The organism is Rhodococcus sp. C1 (assembly GCF_020809065.1).
In the GTDB taxonomy this organism is placed as follows: domain Bacteria; phylum Actinomycetota; class Actinomycetes; order Mycobacteriales; family Mycobacteriaceae; genus Rhodococcus_F; species Rhodococcus_F qingshengii.
The window spans coordinates 1,962,478-1,964,340 of record NZ_CP078080.1 but is presented as its reverse complement, the minus strand read 5'-3'; the positions used below and the strand labels follow the sequence as shown (position 1 = coordinate 1,964,340).

2 protein-coding genes are annotated in these 1,863 nt (G+C 63.1%); both read right to left on the bottom strand.

Features of this window, described 5'->3' with window-relative positions:
- Nucleotides 1-457 precede the first annotated feature (457 nt).
- Nucleotides 458-1,063 (bottom strand): 3-oxoacid CoA-transferase subunit B, encoded by a 606-nt coding sequence (locus KTR60_RS09180; RefSeq protein ID WP_039973146.1) that lies wholly within the window; start codon nucleotides 1,061-1,063, stop codon nucleotides 458-460.
- Between the two features lie 41 nt (nucleotides 1,064-1,104).
- On the bottom strand, nucleotides 1,105-1,860 hold the full coding sequence (locus KTR60_RS09175) for a CoA transferase subunit A (RefSeq protein ID WP_007730192.1): 756 nt from the start codon (nucleotides 1,858-1,860) through the stop codon (nucleotides 1,105-1,107).
- Between the last annotated feature and the right edge of the window lie 3 nt (nucleotides 1,861-1,863).

Sequence of the window (1,863 nt, the reverse complement as noted above, 5' to 3'; positions counted from 1 at the left end):
GCCCACAGCCTCTCTTCCACACCATTGCGCACCCGTGCGAGCCGAACGTCCGATTCGCAGCAGCTACCGACCTCATCCAACCTCGACGAGCCAGAACCACCCATTGTCTCCGATACATAGGTGACAAGAGAAATCCATACCCCGGTGTATCGACGGTTTTGTTGCAATTCGTTACAAATCGCCCAGCTCATCTACCCCCCGATCGCATTGCCGAAACACACCGTTCAGACGCGGCGCGCGACACCTCTCCCCCTGGGACAATCAATTGCAACCGACGATCTACACCCCAATCCACATCAGTCACCTCGGACAATTTACAGGGCCGCCGGGTACTGGGTGTCTGAGCTCGAACAAGATTCGACAGTCGCTGATCGAGACTATCGGTACTCGCCGACAGACCGACGAAAGAACGCGCCGACCAGCGGTCGGCGCGTTCTTCGATTTACGGTACGAAGCTTCAGGAAAAGCCCACACCAGTCACACTCTTCAGGTGCTCGCTGCTGACCCCTGGAGCCAGCTCCACAAGCTGCAGCCCGTCCGCGGTGACGTCCAGCACTGCCAGGTCGGTGATGATCCGGTTGACGACGCTCTGACCGGTAAGCGGCAGCGTGCAGGCCTCGACGATCTTGGGATTGCCGTCGCGGTCGGTGTGCTCCATCACGACGATGACGCGGCGGGCACCGTGGACCAGATCCATCGCCCCGCCCATACCCTTCACCATCTTGCCCGGCACCATCCAGTTGGCAAGGTCACCGGTCTTCGACACCTGCATCCCGCCGAGCACCGCGGTGTCGATGTGACCACCGCGGATCATGCCGAAGGAGAGAGCCGAGTCGAAGAACGCGGCGCCTGAATTGACGGTGACGGTTTCTTTACCGGCATTGATGAGGTCGGCATCGACCTGATCATCGGTCGGATACGGTCCGGTACCGAGGATGCCGTTCTCGCTGTGGAGGACCACCTTGACGCCCTCGGGCAGGTAACTGGGGATCAGAGTCGGCAGGCCGATGCCGAGGTTGACGTACTCCCCCGGCCGCATCTCGGCGGCAGCGCGAGCGGCCATCTCGTGGCGAGTCCAACCGATACGGGTTTCCTCTGCACTGGTCACTTGGTGCCTCCTGAGACGGTCCGCTTCTCGATCCGCTTCTCCTGTGGGCCTGTGTGCACGACCCGCGCGACGAACACTCCAGGTAGGTGCACGTGTGCGGGGTCGATGTCGCCCGGCTCGACGAGGTTCTCCACCTGCGCGATGGTGATCCGGCCGGCCATGGCAGCAAGCGGGTTGAAGTTCATCGCCGTCTTGTTGAAGACGAGATTTCCTTCGGTGTCGCCGTAGTCCGCGTGCACGAGCGCGAAGTCAGCGGTGATCGCCTCTTCCAATACATACGTGCGGCCACCGAACACTGCCGTCGCCTTCGGTGGCGACGCCACGGCGATCGAACCGTCCGGGTTGTATCGCCACGGCAAGCCGCCCTCGGCGATCGGGGTGCCGACGCCGGCCGGAGTGTAGAACGCCGGGATGCCGGTACCGCCTGCTCGCAGCCGCTCGGCCAGCGTCCCCTGCGGCGTCAACTCCACTTCGAGCTCACCGGCGAGATACTGGCGCGCGAACTCCTTGTTCTCCCCCACGTACGACGCCGTCACCCTGGCGATCCGGTGCGCGCCGAGCAGAATGCCGAGACCGTAGTCGTCGACACCGCAGTTGTTGGAGAACACCTCGAGATCGGTGGCGTCGCCGTCGGCGATCGCCGCGATCAGTGCGTCGGGAATACCGCACAGCCCGAAGCCGCCCACTGCGAGCCTGGATCCGCTCGCGATGTCGGCAACTGCCTCAGCTGCCGTATTCACGACTTTGCTCATCCG